Origin of the sequence: Halomonas sp. DP3Y7-2, from assembly GCF_019800795.1 — a bacterium.
Lineage (GTDB): Bacteria > Pseudomonadota > Gammaproteobacteria > Pseudomonadales > Halomonadaceae > Halomonas > Halomonas litopenaei_A.
This window is the reverse complement of the sequence record NZ_JAHVKJ010000008.1, coordinates 91,176-108,423: the sequence shown is the minus strand read 5'-3', so window position 1 is coordinate 108,423 and position 17,248 is coordinate 91,176. Positions and strand designations below refer to the sequence as shown.

Annotated in this window: 12 protein-coding genes; 1 reads left to right on the top strand and 11 read right to left on the bottom strand. The window is 62.0% G+C overall.

What is annotated here, in order from left to right; all coding sequences use genetic code 11:
* Positions 1 to 2 precede the first annotated feature (2 nt).
* The 5 genes from pstA to KUV45_RS10265 all read right to left on the bottom strand — a co-directional run bounded on the left by pstA (position 3) and on the right by KUV45_RS10265 (position 5,777).
* Positions 3 to 1,169 (bottom strand): phosphate ABC transporter permease PstA, encoded by a 1,167-nt coding sequence (gene pstA, locus KUV45_RS10285; protein ID WP_222162979.1) that lies wholly within the window; start codon positions 1,167 to 1,169, stop codon positions 3 to 5.
* Positions 1,170 to 1,186: 17 nt separating this feature from the next.
* On the bottom strand, positions 1,187 to 2,443 hold the full coding sequence (gene pstC, locus KUV45_RS10280) for a phosphate ABC transporter permease subunit PstC (protein WP_206937123.1): 1,257 nt from the start codon (positions 2,441 to 2,443) through the stop codon (positions 1,187 to 1,189).
* Between the two features lie 107 nt (positions 2,444 to 2,550).
* The gene (locus tag KUV45_RS10275; RefSeq protein ID WP_222162978.1) at positions 2,551 to 3,564 is read right to left on the bottom strand and encodes a PstS family phosphate ABC transporter substrate-binding protein; all 1,014 of its coding nucleotides are present in this window, start codon (positions 3,562 to 3,564) and stop codon (positions 2,551 to 2,553) included.
* Between the two features lie 258 nt (positions 3,565 to 3,822).
* Positions 3,823 to 4,581, bottom strand: a complete 759-nt coding sequence (locus KUV45_RS10270) for a sulfite exporter TauE/SafE family protein (protein WP_308126705.1) — start codon at positions 4,579 to 4,581, stop codon at positions 3,823 to 3,825.
* Entirely contained in the window at positions 4,578 to 5,777 is a 1,200-nt protein-coding gene (locus tag KUV45_RS10265) for a Bcr/CflA family multidrug efflux MFS transporter (protein ID WP_222162977.1), read from the bottom strand. The genes KUV45_RS10270 and KUV45_RS10265 overlap by 4 nt, the downstream gene beginning before the upstream one ends.
* A gap of 242 nt (positions 5,778 to 6,019) precedes the next feature.
* Between KUV45_RS10265 and tal the strand changes: the two genes are divergently transcribed.
* Positions 6,020 to 6,958 carry a transaldolase gene (tal, locus tag KUV45_RS10260; protein ID WP_206937116.1) on the top strand — a complete coding sequence of 313 codons (939 nt, stop codon included), beginning with the start codon at positions 6,020 to 6,022 and terminating at the stop codon, positions 6,956 to 6,958.
* A 238-nt stretch (positions 6,959 to 7,196) separates the two neighbouring features.
* On the opposite strand, the gene KUV45_RS10255 is transcribed toward tal, so the two are convergent.
* From KUV45_RS10255 to KUV45_RS10230, 6 genes are all read right to left on the bottom strand, one after another.
* Entirely contained in the window at positions 7,197 to 7,706 is a 510-nt protein-coding gene (locus KUV45_RS10255; RefSeq protein ID WP_206937113.1) for an STAS domain-containing protein, read from the bottom strand.
* Complete coding sequence (locus tag KUV45_RS10250; protein WP_222162976.1) at positions 7,693 to 8,886, bottom strand: PP2C family protein-serine/threonine phosphatase; 1,194 nt, start codon at positions 8,884 to 8,886, stop codon at positions 7,693 to 7,695. Before KUV45_RS10250 ends, KUV45_RS10255 begins: the two co-directional genes overlap by 14 nt.
* A 12-nt stretch (positions 8,887 to 8,898) precedes the next feature.
* Complete coding sequence (locus KUV45_RS10245) at positions 8,899 to 9,669, bottom strand: VacJ family lipoprotein (protein WP_206937108.1); 771 nt, start codon at positions 9,667 to 9,669, stop codon at positions 8,899 to 8,901.
* Positions 9,670 to 9,993: 324 nt separating this feature from the next.
* Positions 9,994 to 11,121: a beta-ketoacyl-ACP synthase III gene (locus tag KUV45_RS10240; RefSeq protein ID WP_222162975.1), complete on the bottom strand. Its 1,128-nt coding sequence runs from the start codon at positions 11,119 to 11,121 to the stop codon at positions 9,994 to 9,996.
* Between the two features lie 155 nt (positions 11,122 to 11,276).
* Positions 11,277 to 15,215, bottom strand: coding sequence for an ATP-dependent RNA helicase HrpA (hrpA, locus tag KUV45_RS10235; protein ID WP_374107029.1), 3,939 nt, complete (start codon positions 15,213 to 15,215; stop codon positions 11,277 to 11,279).
* 246 nt (positions 15,216 to 15,461) lie between these two features.
* Complete coding sequence (locus KUV45_RS10230) at positions 15,462 to 17,138, bottom strand: AMP-binding protein (protein WP_222162974.1); 1,677 nt, start codon at positions 17,136 to 17,138, stop codon at positions 15,462 to 15,464.
* Positions 17,139 to 17,248 lie beyond the last annotated feature (110 nt).

Sequence of the window (17,248 nt, the reverse complement as noted above, 5' to 3'; positions counted from 1 at the left end):
CTTTACCAGCGCCGCTCGAATTTCTTGCGCAGCACCACAGCGGTGGCGTTGAGCGTGATGAGAACAGCCAGCAGCACCAGAATGCCGCCCGACGTCTTCTCGATGAAGGCACGATCCGGCTCACCCGCCCAGGTGAAGATCTGCGCCGGCAGCACGGTCGCTGCGTCGGTAAACGAAGTGGTCACATCTGGAATGAACGCCACCATGCCGACAATGATCAGCGGCGCCGTTTCCCCCATGGCCTGGGCCAGGCCGATGATCGAACCGGTCATGATGCCGGGCAGTGCCAGCGGCAGCACATGGTCACGCACCATCTGCCAGCGAGAGCATCCCACGCCAAAGGCGGCGTGGCGGATCGAGTCTGGCACGCTGCGCAGAGCGGTACGGGTGGCGATGATGATCACCGGCAGTGTCATCAATGCCAGGGTCAGGCCACCAATCACCGGAGACGAGCGTGGCACGCCAAAGAAGTTGATGAAGATGGCCAGGCCCAGCAGGCCAAACAGGATGGACGGAATGGCCGCCAGGTTGTTGATGTTGATCTCGATCAACTGGGTAAAGCGGTTGTCCGGGGCGAACTCTTCTAAGTACACCGCGGTCATGACGCCGATGGGGAATGCCACCGCCAGGGTGACCAGCAAGGTCAACACCGTGCCCATGGCCGCCGAGGCGATACCCGCCAGTTCAGGCATCTTGGAGTCACCGCTGGTGAAGAAGGTCGTGTTGAACGGAAGCTCCGCTCGGCCCTCTTCCTTCAAGCGATCGACCACCGCCTTCTCCTTGTCGCTGAGCCTGGCGTGGTGTCCCTTGAGATATTGGTCCACCTGGCCATCTGCCAGCACCCACTCCATGCGGGTCGTTCCCAGCAGGTCCGGATTGTCACGCATGCGCCCGGGGATCAGGCGCAGGTATCCACGGCTGACCAGCGGCCGAACGTCCTCATTGACCGCGGCCAGAGGAAGCTGGCTCGCCTGCTCGGAATAGTCCACTTCCACCTGGATCTTGGCCTGCTGGAAGGCGGGCAGCCCCTTGACCAGCATGTCGGCGAAGAACAGCACCAGGAACAGTGCCGCCAGGCCAAGTGCCCCCATGGAAATCCACTTCAGCCGAGCCGACTTGCGGTGGCGTGCGCGGAGCTGGGCGCTGATGTCGTCGAAGGATTGTCTCATTGCTTGGGCTCCACGGCTTACAGGTTGTTGACGCGATACTTTTCGCGGAAGCGACGAATCATGATCACCGACACCAGGTTAAGGCTCAGCGTCACGACGAACAGCACCAGGCCAAGGGCAAAGGCTGACAGCGTCTCGGCACTGGCGAATTCCTGGTCACCGGTCAGCGCGGCCACGATGCGCACGGTCACGGTCGTCATGTCCTCGAGGGGGTTGGCCGTCAGGTTCGGGCGCATGCCGGCTGCCATAACCACGATCATGGTTTCGCCCAGGGCGCGGGACACCGCCAGCAACGACGCCGAGATGATCCCGGGGAGTGCTGCCGGGACGACGATATCGCGGATCATTTCGCCCTTGGTCAGGCCAAGTGCCAGCGACCCTTCGCGCATGCTGTTGGGGACCGAGTTGATGACGTCATCCGACAGCGAGGAAATGAACGGAATGATCATGATGCCCATGACGATCCCCGGGGCCAGGGCGTTGTTGAACGACGCCTCTACACCGAAGAAGCCAGCAATCCCGACGATGATCGGCGCCACCGTAATGGCAGCGAAGAAGCCGTACACCACCGTGGGGATACCGGCCAGGACTTCCAGCACCGGCTTGGCAAAGGTACGCACCTTGGGCGGCGCATATTCAGCCATGTAGATGGCAGCCAGCAGGCCGATGGGAATCGCCACCAGCATTGCGATGAAGGTAATCATGAAGGTGCCGGCAAACAGCGGCACGGAACCAAACTGCGCGGCGCTGGCGCCTTCTTCTGCACGACCTGCCGCCGCCAGGAAGCTGGCGCCCGGATTCCAGGTCGTACCGGTAATGAAGTCCCAGAAGCTCTGCATCTGGAAGAAACGGATCGCCTCGAAGACGATCGACAAGAGGATCCCCAGGGTCGTGAAAATGGAGATCAGCGCGGCGCCGGCCAGAAAGAAGCGGATCACCCGCTCGATCGCCTGACGCGCGTGAAAGTCGGGACGCACCATGGCGACACCGATCACCAGACCGGCGCAGGCAACGACCAGACTACCTGCCAGCAACAGCAGCGGCGGAATCTCGGCGCCCACGAGCAGCATGACAAAGCTACCGACAGCGCCTACCGCCAGAGCCGGACCCGCCGTGGACATGACGGTGAACCAGCCGTACTGATCGGGCTGGGCGTACATGGAGGTGCCTGAGGCTCGGACCCTGGCCGCCTTGCCGCGGGCCAGGAAGTAGGCGATCAGACCGAGCAGAAGCAGCGAGCCGCTGAACATCGCCAGGAGTTGATTGGTCTGCATGGGTGTCTCTCGGAGTTATGTGCCAAAACGAGCGCATACTCGCTGGAACGTGTACCGGCCGACACCCTGTCGAGGATGCCGGCCGGCGTGATCGGGACCCGGGTCCCTTACTTCAGGTCGGCCAGCTCGAGGCTAGTCTGGCTCTCGACGGCGCTGCGAGCCTCTGCACGATCCGCCTCAGGGGCCGGAATCAAGCCAATACCCTTGAGGTAGCCGATGTCACCGACCATCTGCTCGCTCATGAAGGTGTTGGCGTATTCGTACATCGCCGGCACGTCATCGGCGTGCTGGTTCTTGATGTAGAAGAACAGCGAGCGCGACACCGGGTACTCACCGCTGCCGATGGCATCGGGGGTCGGTGCGACACCGTCGATGTTGGAGCCGATCAGGGTGTCGGCGTTCTCTTCCAGGAAGGAGTAGCCGAAGATGCCGAAGGCCGCTGTGTTCTCGGCCAGGCGCTGAACGATCAGGTTGTCGTTCTCGCCGGCGTCGATGAAGGCGCCATCAGCACGGATGTCGGTGTAGCCCTCACCACCGTAAGCGTCCATTTCCTCGGAGACCGCTTCCATTACCAGCTCAGCGAAGGCATCGCGAGTACCGGAGGTGGTGGGCGGACCGTAGACGGCGATCTCGCGATCCGGCAGGGACGGGTCGATCTCGCTCCACTTGGTATAGGGGTTGTCGACCAGCTCACCGTCAACCGGCACCTTGGCGGCCAGGGCCATGAACATCTGCTCACGAGTCACGTCCATGGCGTCATTCTGGGCGGACTGGGCGAAGGCGATGCCGTCATAGCCGATGAAGGCTTCGGTGATGTCGGTCACACCGTTGGCTTCACAGGTCTCGAACTCGGAGGTCTTCATGCGACGCGAGGCGTTGGTGATATCCGGGGTATCGTCACCCACGCCGGAGCAGAACAGCTTCAGACCACCACCGGAACCGGTGGATTCGATGACCGGCGTCGGGAAGTCGGTAGTCGCGCCGAACTCTTCTGCCACGTAGCTGGCGAACGGGTAGACAGTGCTGGAGCCCACGATGCGGACCTGGTCACGTGCCTGAGCGACACCCACCACGCCCATGACGGCAGCAGCGATAGCGGTGGTCTTGAGGATGCGATTCATGGAGAAGTCTCCTGATGATGAGATGGTCAACCTTCGCGATGCACACAATGCCGCAGAAAAATGACAGCTTCATGACAGCTCACCTCGAAACGCAATATGCCCTACCACGCAATACCTGACAGGCGTGTCCCAACGGCTGACATTCCGTCTCGGCTCCCGAGACACCGGTCGCCACACTTCCCCCGCCCTCCCCTAAAAAAACGCCGCCCGTCGCCTTGCGGCAGCGGGCGGCGTTGTCGCCGGCGCGATCAGAGGGGATCAGCTCAGCAGCAGTCCAATCGCCGCCGCAGCGCATAGGGTCAAGGATGCCCCTTGCAACAGCCGTCTCGGCAGTCTTGGCGCCAGCGCGGCCCCCAGCCCATGGCCCACCAACACCATCGGCAGAAAGCTCAGGCTGACCGCCAGCAACCACAGCGGCACCTTGCCCACGGCGGCAAGGCTTGCCAGCGTCATCAGCGACGATATCAGGAAGAAGGCCGCCAAGTTGCCCCTCAACCGATCCATCGGCATGCCATGCATCAAAAGGACGATGGGAGGACCTCCGATCGCCGCGACGGCGCCAAAGATTCCCGAGAGAAATCCCGCACCGAACAGCGAGCTGCGGTTGACCGGCAGGCGGAGCTTGAACAGGGTGACCAGCACGGCGAACAGCACGATGGCGGCGATCATGACTTCAAGGGTTGCCATGGGAGCGATCAACAGCAACCACACCCCCAGCAAGGTGCCCGGCACCTTGCCGACCAGCGCCATGGAGATGTCGCCCATCGCCACTTCGCGACGATAGCGCCTGACCACCAGGCACGACACCAGAAAGCCGTAGACCACCAGCACCACCGGCACCATGGCGGGAGCCTTCAGCAGTATCAGTGGCGCCCCGACCACCGCCATGCCAAACCCGGTGGTGCGCTGTACGAAGCACCCGAGTGCCAGCACCCCGCCGACCCACAGCCAGGTACCAAAGGTCAGTTCACTGAGCGCCCACCACTGCAGCAGGCAGCCCCATGCTGCATCGATCACGACACCACCTCATCGAGCTTGGGGGGCCGTCCCGCCAGCAAACGCAGCCCCACATTCCCGATCAAGGCGACCGTGACCATGGCGATGACCATCGGCCAGGCCGAGTCGATTTCAAAGGCCGTGACCAAGGCACCGGACAGTGCGGCGCTGCTGAACTGGATGCTGCCCAGCAGCGCCGTGGCCGTGGCACTCATATGACTGAAACGCTCCAGCAGCGAGGAGATGGCGTTGGGGGAAATAAGGCCGACCACCCCAAGAAAGGTCATCACCAGCGGCACGACCGTGTAGATCGAGTCCAGTCCGGTGGCGACCAAGGCCATCAAGCCGCAGGCCGCGACCAGCTGAATCGCCAGGCCCAGCCGTAGATTCTGCTGTGGGGTGCGCCTGCGCAGCAGCCGGATATTGACGCGATTCGACAGCGCCATGATCACGACATTCGCTCCAAACACAAAGGGGTAGGCTGCCGGCGACAGCCCATAGTGTTCCATGTACAGGAAGGGCGACGACGTCACAAAGGCGAAGATTCCCGCAAAGGACGCCGCGACAGCAAGGATGTAGCCCATGGCCCGACGATCGACCAGCACACTGAGATAGTTGCGCAGCACCTGCCGTGGCGATGCCACCGGCGCGTCCTCTGGGCGAGTCTCTGGCAGAAAGGCACCCAACAGCCACATCAGGAAGGCGGCATAGACGGCCAGGAAGACAAAGATCAGCCACCAGTCCGCCACATACAACAGCAGACTGCCGACCATGGGCGCCACCAGTGGCGCCAGCATCAGAATCATGGCCATGGTCGACATCACCTTGGCGGCTTCGCGGCCACTGAAGCAATCCCGCACGATCGCCGCGGAATTGACCACACACGCCCCTCCCCCCAGCGCCTGGACGAACCGCCACACCAGCAGTTCGGTCAGCGAATCGACGCTGACAATCACCAGACTGGCAATAAGAAACAGGATCTGCCCTGCCAGCAATACCGGCTTTCGCCCGATCCGATCCGACAGGGGCCCACAGGTCAGCTGACCTACGGCAAAGCCCACCATGAAAACGCTGAGTGACAGCTCGGTATGGTGAACGCTGGCCCCGACCGTCTCTGCAAGCGCCGGCATGGCGGGCAGATACGCATCGATCGCAAAGGGGGCAAGTGCAGTATTGGCGGCGACCAGCAGCGCCACTCGTCGAGCATTCAAAGACACGGACACTCCATGACAATAGAAAGACGTCTAGACGACGAGGCGTTTCGCCGTCGCCAGACGATGATAGATGACAGGACAACCCATATGCCGCAGCGACGACCGGTGGGTCGCACCAGGGCCAGGCCATGTGCCGAAGGCCTCACTCCCTCGCGCTCGGCAGCGCTCGCGGCTGTTGTCAATCTCATCCGCTTGATACAGTAACCCCAGCCCACCGACACCTTCTGACATTGGAGAAGAGCTGCATGGCAGATAATCTGCTCGATCAACTGAAAGCGATGACCACCGTGGTCGCTGACACCGGGGACCTGGACGCCATCCGTCGCTTCCAGCCCACCGACGCCACCACCAACCCTTCGCTCATCCTGCAGGCCGCCGGCCACGACGACCGACGCGCACGTCTGGCCGCGATTGCCAAGGAAGCCAACGACATTGACGACGCCCTGGATGCGGTGGCGGTCGAAATCGGCAGTGAAATCAGTGAGCTGGTACCCGGTTATGTGTCTACCGAGGTCAGCGCACGGCTGTCGTTCGACACCGATGCCACCCTGGCGCGCGCTCACTCACTGATCGAACGCTATGGCCGCCACGGTGTCGGCGCCGAGCGCATCTTGATCAAGGTGGCATCGACCTGGGAAGGCATTCGTGCCGCCAAGGTACTCGAGCGCGAAGGCATTCGAACCAACCTGACCCTGCTGTTCAGCTTCGCTCAGGCTCAAGCCTGCGCCGACGCCGGTGTCACCCTGATTTCCCCCTTTGTCGGCCGCATTCTGGACTGGCACAAGGCCCAGCAGCCCGACGCCGACTTCTCCGGAGACAACGATCCTGGCGTTCAGTCGGTGAAGCGCATCTATGACCACTACAAGGGGCACGGCTACTCCACCATCGTGATGGGTGCCAGCTTCCGCAATACCGATGAGGTCAAGGCGCTGGCAGGCTGTGACCGCCTCACGATCTCGCCCAACCTGCTGGAAGAACTGCAGAGTGCATCAGGCGACCTGCCTCGTCGACTGACCGCCAGTGACGCCGAGACCCGCCCGCCGGAACCGCAGTCCGAGGCCGACTTCCGCTGGGCGATGAACGAGGACGCCATGGCAACCGAAAAACTGGCAGAGGGCATTCGCAAGTTCATGGCCGATCAGCGCAAGCTAGAAACCCTGCTCGCTGACCTGCGCAGCAGCTGATTCGGCCGTATGTGGCCAACGCTCTGGAGGTCGTTCAAGGACATGAGCGATAGTCCGGGGCGCTGGCCCACGGCAGGTCGAGCTACGCCCTCGCGAGGTCAACGCTGAAACGCTTGTGGTTCTGGCTCTGGTTCTGGTTCTGGTTCTGGTACCGAACCGGGCTGCGTGACGCCCTGGGAACGCCAATTGGCAACACACCAGCCCTGCGAATAACAGGCTACCCGTTGACGCGCCGACATCAGGCCTTGTGCGCGCTCTCGCTCTGCGCTTCGAGCATTTCTACCAGGGGCTGAAATTGCTCCTGATTGTGTTCGTTCATGCGCATCAGAATACGATGGGCCTCGAGAATGCGCTGACGTAACCCTTCTTCATCAGCCGCTACCTCGGGCAATTCCTGCAGTTCGTCGACTTCGGCAATGGGCCGTTCGACCAGGGTAAAGAAGCTGCCGAAACCCATCACCTCCAGCATGCGCTTGACGTCAGGGTTGTCGGCCACAATGGTCGGAGACTGTTCGAGCTTGCCCCGCAGGGCCATGGCGACCTTGGCGAGAAAGCCCAGCGCCGTGGAGTCCACATTGCTCGCATCCCGCAGATCAATCATGACAGCCGTCAGCCCCGGCGTCTGTGCCAGTTGCTGGGCTTGATGGTCCAGTGTTGCGCACAGCGTGAGGCGGACATCGCCACACAGCTTGAGCACGAACACACCAGAATCAAATGCTGCCTTCAGGCGGCCTTCATGCACTTTCATCGCCAAACCCGCTCACCAACATGATCGTCAAGTCGTCAGGCAGCTCTTCGCGACCCGAGGTGGGGTCGGCGAGCGCTTCTTCATCACTGGACAAGGTGCCCAAGGCCAAGCCTCGTCGCAGCGTATCCAATGAATCGCTGCTGGCGACCCGCTGCTGCAATTCGTCCAATCTCGCCTCCAGGCTAGCCCCCGGCAAACACTCCAGCACGCCGTCAGAACACAGCCATAGAGAAAAATCGCTCGGCAGGTCACAGCCAAGCGTCGGGTAGCACACGTCAGGAAACAGCCCGACTGGCATGCCTTCTCCTTCCAGCGTCACCACACCTTCGCTCGTTTTCAGCAATGGCATCGGCAGCTGGGCCCCCAATGAATAGTGTAGATAACGCTTCTGCTGGTCGATAACGCCGACAAACAGGGTGGCATGCTTGCCGATCCCGGTATCCAGCAGTTCCCGATTCAGTTGCGCCAGCCACCTCGGCGGCAAGGCCTCTGGGGCCTCTCCATTCCACTCGCCTTGCCATCGGTTGAACAGGTACTTGAGCAACACCGTGACAAAGGCGGAAGAAGCACCGTGACCCGACACGTCGGCAAAGTAGAATAACGTATACCGCTCATTGTACGCCTGGATATCCAGAAAGTCGCCGGACAGATAAAGCGATGGTGCCAACCAGTAGTCACACCCCACCCTGCCGAGCTGCTGTGGACGCACGGGCAGCATTCGCCGCTGAATCTGCCCCCCCGCCTGCTGATCCAGCCGCAGCATGGCCAGGTGCGTCTCCAGGCTTTCATTGAGCTCTTCCAGACGCAGCCGGTCCTGCTCGCGCTCTCGGGCCAGGCGATTGACATCGACCACCCGACGTATCATGCGCCGCAGCAAGTGAGCGTGACGCAGGGGCTCGATCACGTAATCGATCAGTCCGGCATCCACCGCCTTCAGCAGGTCGTCGTCGCGACGATCTTCGCTCACCACCAGAGTCGGCCAGCGCTCGGCCAGGGTCATCCACTCGCGACTCGGCACCGCCAGCGAGTGGGCCACCACCAGTGCCGTCGTCTCAGGCAGCTCTGCTGCACTCGCCGCGGCGAACACCGCCAGGCCGTCTCGTGCAATGGCATCCACCAGGGCGTCGCGATGACGGCCCGGATGGTCGATGACACCGATCAGGGGCTTGGCAGCTAGCATGGTCACGCGGCCTTACTCGGCGAACGCATCTTCGTCGTAGTCAAAATCATCGTTGATGAAGTTGTCCTCACCCAGCTGGCCATCGTTGACCTCGAACATGCGGCGCTGCAGCCAGGCATCTCGAATGAAGCTGTACCGGTCGCCACGAATCAGGTCTTCCTGGTCAAGCAGCTGCGCCCTGGCGTCCAGTAGCTCGAGCCCGCGCAGCGAATAGCGCACGGTGTCGTCTTCCACATAGGTCAGCGGATACGAGTACCAGTCCACCGGCAGCGCTGCCGTGTCACGCACCGTGCTGGGGCCGAGGAACGGCAGCACCACGTAAGGCCCCTCGCCGACCCCCCAGGCCGCCAGGGTCTGACCGAAGTCTTCGGTATCGGCCGTAAAGCCGGCATGGCTGGCGGGGTCGAGCAGGCCACCGAGGCCAAAGGTGGTGTTCATCAAGAACCGCATGCTGGAATTGCCGGCATTGGCGGGCTTGCCTTGCAGCAGGCTGTTGAGCACCGTGCGCACTTCACCGAGGTTGTCGAAGAAGTTGCTCACCCCCCGCTCCAGCGGGTCCGGGGTGATATAGCGATAGCCCTGAGCAGCCGGCTTCAGCGCATACCGATCCAGGACATCATTGAAGGCAAACACGCGGCGGTTGAAGCCTTCCCAGGGATCCGCCGGGTTAGGCTCACTATTCACACCGCTGCTGGCGCATCCACTGACCGCCAGTGCGGCTGCCAGTACCACAACGCCCTTCGGCGCACTTTTACTCAGGACACCGCATTCATTAGCGTTCATTTTCGACTGCCTCCATTGCCTGTCCATGTCACCATCATCACTTTGAGGGCGCCAGCGCTCGACATCACCGCCTGACCTGGCGAACCCTCCTACAGCATGTGGCATCGCCAGACAGGCTTGCCATTCACCCGTAGCATGCCGTGTCGTCGAGGCACACTACCGATTATTGTTTCCCTGCGTCTTCTACTGTCGCGCTACGGGCCCTGTGACCAGCCACCTGGACCGCTACCGGCGTCCGCCGTCGGATCCAGGGGTTGGCGACCACCATCGGGGCTAGGTGGTCGCCGCGGCACTCCACCTTTGCCGTCCTGGCAAGGGCTTGTCTCAGCGTCGTCGAATCACGACGCAGCCCGCACTGTAGCCCGCGCCGAAGGAACACACCACCCCGAAGGCACCCGGTTCGAGATCCTGATGATGCAAATGGAAAGCGATGACCGAACCAGCAGAGCTTGTATTAGCGTAACGATCAAGGATGATCGGCGCTTGATCCAACTCAGGCTCGTGGCCAAGGACACGCCGTGCGATGAGATCATTCATATGGCGGTTGGCCTGATGCAGCCATAGCCGTGACACCGACGAGGGCGTGATCTGCAGGCTGGACAGGTGATCTCGAATCAGTTCGGCGACCATCGGGCAGACGTCCTTGAACACTCGACGCCCCTCCTGCACGAACAGCTTGTCCACCGCCAGCGGATCGCTGTCGGTCACCCGATTGAGGAAACCCGCATTGTTGCGAATCGCATTGGAGAACCGCGTCAGCAGCCGGGTACCGACCACCTCGAAGGAAGATGCCGCCGTTGCTACCTCCTCGCTCTCCAGGACCAGCGCGGTGCAGGCGTCACCAAAGATGAAGTGGCTGTCGCGATCGCGGAAGTTGAGATGGGCGGAGCACACCTCGGGGTTGACGACCAGTGCGCGCCGCACGCCCCCGCCGCGGATGGCATTGACGGCATTGTCGATGGCGAAGGTCGCTGACGAACAGGCAACGTTCATGTCGAACGCGTACCCTCCTGCACCTAGCGCCTGCTGCAGCTCCACCGCCACCGCGGGGTAAGCGCGCTCAAGGTTCGAACAGGCCACAATCACCAGATCGATATCCGCCGCTGCAACACCCGCGCTATCCAGCGCCTGACGGGACGCCGCAAGGGCCATCTCGCACTGGATACCCGGGGCGTCATTGGCACGCTCGTCCAGCTGGGGACGCATCCGTTCGGGATTCAGGATGCCCTCGGCATCGAGCACATAGCGGCTTTGGATACCGGACGCCTTGACGATGAACTCGCTGCTTGAATGGGCAAGCGGCTCCCGCTCTCCGGCGTCGATAGCGGCTTGCTGGCGCGCATTCTCGGCATCCACCCAGGCGTTGTACGACGCCACCAGCGCATCGTTATCGATGGCATTTGGCGGCGTATAGAGTCCGCTGCCGGTAATCAGCACCTTCGCTGGGGTCATGCCTTTCTCCTTCATCGGGCAGCTTGCATGCCACCTTGCTGTCGCGGCCTATCAACGACCGCTTAGATTCACGTCACGCTCCATCGTTGCGCCAACGCCTGCACGAAGCAACGTCATTGGCTCACTACTCGAGCTGTCGCTCATGTCGGACCGAATCAGGCCCGACCTGTCAGCTCTGCCCAGCGTTTCGCCAGGCGTTTCTCTGAGACCGGCATGGCGGTACCGAGTTGCTGGGCAAACAGCGACACCCTCAGTTCCTCGATCCACCAGCGGAATTCCACCAACGCAGGATCTTCGACATCGCCGCGCTTGTCCGCCTGACGCCTGGCGTCCAGTTTCGCTTCGAAGTCCTGCACCGCCTGCATCAGCATCTGATCCCGAGAACGCTCCCTTGGGGCCTTCTCCAGACGCACCAGGGCCGCCTCCATATAGCGCGGATACGCCTCCAGCCATGGTCCTGCCGCCGTGACGAACCCAGGATGCACCAGGCGCTGCATCTGTGCCTTGAGATCACTGTATACCAGTGCCAGCGAGAGACTGAGGTTGCCCTTCAACGCCTTGGTCACTGCCAGATGGCCCTTGAGCGCTCGCTCCAGCACCGCCACCATGCTCTCGGCACGGGGTAGCATGTCCTGCTCGACAGCGGCGATGCGCTCTTCCAGCGCGGCCGCACTGCGAGGCAGTGGATCTACCGCCACCACCTGGGCAAACACCGCCGTCACCACATCTTCCGTCAGTGCGCGCTTGCTGCCTACCTTGGCGAACAGTAGAGCACAAGTTGAAAGCCCTTGAGTCCGCTCGATGGCCCTGACCAGCGATGGGCACAGGTCCATGGCGGCCTTGACCACGCCGAGGCGATGGGCTTCTCGCGCCTTGTCAGGATGGTCGAACAGCTCAAGCCTCAGGCCCTCTGCCCCAGGCACCAGCGCCGGAAAGGCCTCGACCCGAATACCCGCCTGCTGGGTCACCCGTGACTCACTGAGTGCATCGCGGGGAAAGGTCGTGAGTTCGACCTGTTCTTCCACACTCTTGGCCAATGCCCTGGCGCCCTCGCTGGCAGCTTGCTCAAAACGGCGCTCCAGCGCGCGCAGGTCTCTGCCCTGCCCCAGTTCCTTGCCAGCGTGGTCCACCACCTTGAGATTCATCACCAGATGATCCTCAAGCTGGTCCCAGCGCCAATCATCCTGGGTCAGGCGCCCCCCTGTCTTGACCCGCAAGAACTCCGCAAGCGCCTCGGTCAGACTCCCCTGACCGGGTACCAGCGCCTCCAGGGCAGCGTCGACCCAATCCGGAATTGGCACGACCTGACGGCGAATCGACTTGGGCAGCGACTTCAGCAACGCAATGCACTTGTCGCGCAACAGGCCTGGCACGAGCCATTCCAGTCGCGCCGGATCTAGTTGGGACAGCATCGCCGCAGGCACGGTCATGGTCACCCCATCGTCCTTGGCACCAGGAGCAAAATGGTAGCTCAAGGGATAGCGCACGCCCTCGATGACCAGCTCATCCGGATAGGCCTCGCCGGTCACATCCAAGGCGTCCCTGGCCAGCAACGCCTGTCGGTCGAACTTCAACAGTTGCGGGTCATCACGTTCCGCCTTGCGTCGCCAGGCCTCGAACCCCTTGCCGTTGACGATATCCTCGGGCAGACGCGCGTCGTAGAAGTCAAACAGCTGCTCTTCGTCGACCAGAATGTCTCGCCGCCGGGCGCGATCTTCCAGATCCTCGACCTCGTCGATCAAGGCACGGTTATGCGCAAAGAAACTGCCCTTGGTGCGAAACTCACCTTCGACCAGCGCGCGGCGAATGAACAGCTCGCGACTCTCGGCCGGGGCGATGGGGCCGTAGTGCACCTTGCGACGACTGACGATGGGCAGGCCAAACAGGGTGACCTGCTCAAAGGCGACCACCTGAGCACGTTTCATTTCCCAGTGAGGCTCGCTGTAGCTGCGCTTGACCAGATGACCTGCCAGCGGCTCTATCCACTGGGGATCCACCTTGGCCACGGTTCTGGCAAACAGCCTGGAGGTTTCCACCAATTCCACCGCCATGACCCATTTCGGGGTCTTCTTGGAAAGCCCCGATGCGGGATGGATCATGAACTTGCGATTACGCGCGCCCAGGTATTCCCGGTTTTCGTTCAGCGTCCCCAGGTGACTGAGCAGTCCCGTCAACAGCGCCTTGTGCATGGCAACGGTCTGCGCGCGTTGAGCTTCATGCTCGCGCTGGTCTGCCTCATCGGACTCGACCGGTAGCTGCTGTCGCGGCGGTGGCACCTGAATATCCATGTCACGCAGCAGTTGGCGCAGCTGACGGAAGGTGTCATGCCATTCCCGCAGGCGCAGGTAATTCAAGTAATGATCGCGACACCACCGGCGCAGGCGATTCCCGGACAGCTCGTCCCGAGCGGCCTCGAACCCTTGCCAGAGGTTGAGCAGAGCCACAAAGTCCGACTCCGGATCCTGCCAGCGCCGATGCGCCTGGTCCGCCGCTTCACGCTTGTCCGCGGGCCGGTCACGCGGGTCCTGCACCGCCAGCGCGGAGACCACCACCAACACCTCCCGCAGGCTGCCATGCTCGTCGCCTGCCAGCACCATCCGTGCAAGACGGGGGTCGATGGGGAGTCGCGCCAGGCGCCGACCGATCGGCGTCAGCCGCCCCTTGTCATCGACCGCGCCCAGTTCGAACAGCAACTTGAAGCCATCGGTGACAAAACGTGAATCAGGCGGATCGACGAACGGAAACGCCTGGATGTCACCCAGCTTGAGCGACAGCATCGACAGGATGACCGACGCCAGATTGGTACGGCGAATCTCAGGGTCCGTAAATTCCGGGCGCGCCAGAAAATCTTCTTCGTCATACAGCCGAATACAGACGCCTTCCGCGACGCGCCCGCAACGCCCCATTCGCTGATTCGCGCTGGCCTGGCTGACGGCCTCTACCGGCAGGCGCTGAATCTTGGCGCGGTAGCTGTAGCGGCTGATCCGCACAAGGCCCGGATCAATGACGTAGCGAATGCCCGGCACCGTCAGCGACGTTTCTGCCACGTTGGTGGCCAGCACGATGCGACGTCCACCGTGGGGCGCAAATACGCGATTCTGCTCAGCATTGGAAAGGCGGGCGTAAAGCGGCAAGACCTCGGTGCTCTTGAGGTCGGCACGCCTGAGCACATCGGCGGTTTCGCGGATCTCACGCTCTCCCGGCAGAAACACCAGAATATCTCGCGGTCCATGAAACCAGCGCTTTTCCCGCTCGATGGCTTCAATCTCCTCCACCGCGTGGAGTATGCCTTCGCTGAGAGACCGGTCTTCTTCGTCCTCGGCGTCCCTGATCAAGGGGCGATAGCGGACTTCCACCGGGTAGGTACGCCCCGACACTTCCACCACCGGGGCAGGCTGGACAGAGCCGTCGGCGTGACGAGTCGCAAAATGCTGGCTGAAACGCTCCACGTCGATGGTGGCCGACGTGATGATCACCTTGAGGTCCTTGCGGCGAGACAGCAGTCGCTTCAGATACCCCAGCAGAAAGTCGATGTTGAGACTACGTTCGTGAGCCTCGTCGATGATCAGCGTGTCATAGCGCAGCAGGTCAGGGTCCTGCCGGGTTTCCGCCAGCAGAATCCCGTCTGTCATCAATTTGACCAGGGTGTCATCGTTGGTCTGATCGGTGAAGCGAACCTGATACCCTACCTGCTCGCCGACGGACACCTGGAGCTCTTCCGCCAGGCGCGTGGCGACGGAGCGCGCCGCCAGACGCCTTGGCTGCGTGTGTCCAATCAAACCTCGACGACCGAGGCCCAGCTCAAGACACAGCTTGGGCAGCTGGGTCGTCTTGCCTGAGCCGGTCTCACCCGCCACTACCACCACCTGATGCGAGGCCAGCGCCTCCAGGATGTCCTGCCGACGCTCGGCGACAGGTAGTGCTTCGGGATACTCCAGCGTCACTGAACGCTCGCGGCGCTGCTGCAGGGTGCGGTTGGAGCGCTGCCATTGGGCTTCCAGCTCCCCTAGGCCGCGGTCAATGGGTTTGTCGTCGCGCAGGCGACGCGCCAGGCCAGACAGTCGTTTGGTCAACACGGGCCGGTCGCGCAGCATCACCTCATCGAGGCCTGAGCTCAGGCGTTCGAGTCGCGCGGCGGCAGTGGTATCTTGCGGGGAAGTGGACGTCGAACTACACACGATAGGGTCGCAGGCTCCAGGTGGGCGTGAGCGTCGCTCCGGTCAGGACGACGGCGCCCTTCGCGAGACAACGCCATCCCTTGGAGGAGGCGTCGCCGCAAAGGGCGCGCAAAACACACTATTGTAACGCTCAAGCGGCCGCTGCCAACCCTGCAGCGAGGGTCAAGCGGCTTCGCCACCCCTTCCTTCATCGCGCAGCTGGCGCCTCAACACCTTGCCGACGTTGGTCTTGGGCAGCTCATCACGGAACTCCACCAGCTTGGGCACCTTGTAGGCGGTCAGCTCCTTCTTGCACCAGTTACGCAGCTCCTCGGTGGTCAGCGAGCTGTCCTTGGCCACCACGAACAGCTTGATCACCTCGCCGTTGGTCTCGTCGGGCACCCCGACGGCGCAGGACTCCACAACCTTGGGGTGCGCCGCCACCACGTCTTCGATCTCGTTGGGGTACACGTTAAAGCCCGACACCAGGATCATGTCTTTCTTGCGGTCGACGATACGCACGTAGCCATCATCTTGAATCACCGCGATATCGCCGGTGTGAAAGAAGCCGTCGGCATCGATCACCTTGGCGGTCTCGTCGTCACGTTGCCAGTACCCCTTCATCACCTGAGGCCCTCGCACGCACAGCTCTCCCGGTTCACCCGGCTGTGGCTCACCCCCATCTGGGTTGCACAGCTTGAGCTCGGTACCCGCGACAGGACGACCAATCGTCCCCAGCTGAATCGCCTCGACCGGATTGAAGCTGACAATCGGCGATGTCTCGGTCAAGCCGTAGCCTTCGGCCACCGGGCAGCCGGTCACCTCTTCCCAGCGCTTGGCCACCGCCTTGGTCAGCGCCATGCCACCGGAAATGGTGAGGCGCAGGTCGGAAAAATCCAGCGCCTTGAAGTCGTCGCGATTGCACAGCGCGTTGAACAAGGTATTGAGCCCCACGAACCCGGTGAAGCGGGTGTTCTTGAGCTCCTTGACGAAGTTATCCAGGTCACGCGGATTGGTGATCAGCAGGGAATGGTTCCCACCTTCCAGCATGAACAGGCAGTTCACCGTGAAGGTGTAGATGTGATAGACGGGCAACGGCGCCACGACCACCTCGCATCCCTCACCAAGCCCTGTTCCGATGATCTGCTTGGCCTGCAGCATATTGGCCACAAGATTGCGATGGGTGAGCATGGTCCCCTTCGCCAGCCCCGTCGTGCCGCCGGTGTATTGCAGGGCGGCAATATCATCGAGCTTGCCGTCCGCCTCCGCATGCTCGAGCGCTGCGCCGCGCTTGAGCACCTGCCGCAGGCCGATCGCCTTGGGCAACGAATAACGAGGCACCATCTTCTTGACGTACTTGACCACGAAATTGATCAGCGGTCGCTTGGGAAAGTCGTGCAGATCACCAATCTCGGTGATCACGACATGCTCGATATCGGTCTTGTCGAGCACCTTTTCCAGCTTGTCGGCCATGTTCGCCAGGATCAGGATGGCCTTGGCACCGGAGTCCTTGAACTGGTGCGCCATCTCCCGCTCGGTGTAGAGCGGGTTGGTATTGACCACCACCATGCCAGCGCGAATGGCGCCGAATACGGCGACCGGAAACTGCAGCAGGTTGGGCAGCTGAATGGCGACGCGGTCGCCGGGCTGCAACTGGGTCTCGTTCTGCAACCAGGCGGCAAAGTCACCGGACAATCGATCCAGCTCCGCATAGGTCAATGACTTGCCCATGCATGAGAATGCCACCTTGTCAGCATACCGCTTGACGGAGCGATGGAAGATGTCCATCACCGAGTGGTAATCATCAAGCCCTTCCAGAGCCTCCCCCCGGACGATCGATGCAGCGGCGTTCTCACTCATGGGCGTTCTCCACTGGAGGACATGGCCTCCTGCTTATTATCGAACTTCAGCGCCTGATTCAGCGCTTGCTTGACTATGGCTACCATAGCCCAGGATCGCAACAAACTGTA

What these genes read in the sequence shown, in the direction of transcription:
- pstA (WP_222162979.1), bottom strand. Translation starts at nt 1,169, where the DNA reads ATGAGACAATCCTTCGACGACATCAGCGCCCAGCTCCGCGCACGCCAC.
- KUV45_RS10250 (WP_222162976.1), bottom strand. Translation starts at nt 8,886, where the DNA reads ATGCTAGCTGCCAAGCCCCTGATCGGTGTCATCGACCATCCGGGCCGT.
- KUV45_RS10275 (WP_222162978.1), bottom strand. Translation starts at nt 3,564, where the DNA reads ATGAATCGCATCCTCAAGACCACCGCTATCGCTGCTGCCGTCATGGGC.
- KUV45_RS10245 (WP_206937108.1), bottom strand. Translation starts at nt 9,669, where the DNA reads ATGAACGCTAATGAATGCGGTGTCCTGAGTAAAAGTGCGCCGAAGGGC.
- KUV45_RS10230 (WP_222162974.1), bottom strand. Translation starts at nt 17,138, where the DNA reads ATGAGTGAGAACGCCGCTGCATCGATCGTCCGGGGGGAGGCTCTGGAA.
- KUV45_RS10240 (WP_222162975.1), bottom strand. Translation starts at nt 11,121, where the DNA reads ATGACCCCAGCGAAGGTGCTGATTACCGGCAGCGGACTCTATACGCCG.
- KUV45_RS10255 (WP_206937113.1), bottom strand. Translation starts at nt 7,706, where the DNA reads ATGAAAGTGCATGAAGGCCGCCTGAAGGCAGCATTTGATTCTGGTGTG.
- hrpA (WP_374107029.1), bottom strand. Translation starts at nt 15,215, where the DNA reads ATGCTGCGCGACCGGCCCGTGTTGACCAAACGACTGTCTGGCCTGGCG.
- pstC (WP_206937123.1), bottom strand. Translation starts at nt 2,443, where the DNA reads ATGCAGACCAATCAACTCCTGGCGATGTTCAGCGGCTCGCTGCTTCTG.
- tal (WP_206937116.1), top strand. Translation starts at nt 6,020, where the DNA reads ATGGCAGATAATCTGCTCGATCAACTGAAAGCGATGACCACCGTGGTC.